Origin of the sequence: Halorubrum sp. SP9 (assembly GCF_005435015.1) — an archaeon.
Taxonomy (GTDB): domain Archaea; phylum Halobacteriota; class Halobacteria; order Halobacteriales; family Haloferacaceae; genus Halorubrum; species Halorubrum sodomense.
Genome location: NZ_SGXU01000381.1, coordinates 1 through 448, shown reverse-complemented (window position 1 = coordinate 448; position 448 = coordinate 1). Strand labels below are relative to the sequence as shown.

The following is a 448-nucleotide window of genomic DNA, read 5'->3' as shown; positions in this document are numbered from 1 at the left end:
GGCGTCGTCCTCCCAGGAGTCCTCCCAGAGCTTGTAGCAGACGTCGAGGAACTCGTCGGCGTGGTCGTAGCGCGTCTCCTTGTCCATCCGCTCGTCGAGCCCGAGGTTCTCGGCGGCCGACTCCAGGTAGGAGGTGACCACGTTGATCGCGACCCGGCCGTCGGTGAGGTGGTCGAGCGTCGAGAACTCCCGCGCGAGCTGGTACGGGTGGGTGTACGTCGTCGAGCGCGTCACCGCGAAGCCGAGGTCGTCCGTGACCTCTGCCATCGCGGGGACGACGAGCTGCGGGTCGTTTGCGGGCGTCTGGACGGCCTTCTCGACGGCGGTCTCGCGGTCGTCGCCGTACACGTCGTAGATGCCGCGCACGTCCGCGAAGAACACCGCGTCGAACCCGCCGCGCTCGGCGGTGCGCGCGACCTCGGTCCAGTACTCGCGGTCGGCGTAGTCC

General features: G+C 69.2%; 1 protein-coding gene. It reads right to left on the bottom strand.

All coding sequences use genetic code 11. The features are described 5' to 3' along the window. Positions 1–448 (bottom strand): LLM class flavin-dependent oxidoreductase (locus tag EXE45_RS17950; protein WP_137695125.1); only part of this gene is annotated, 448 nt, incomplete at both ends.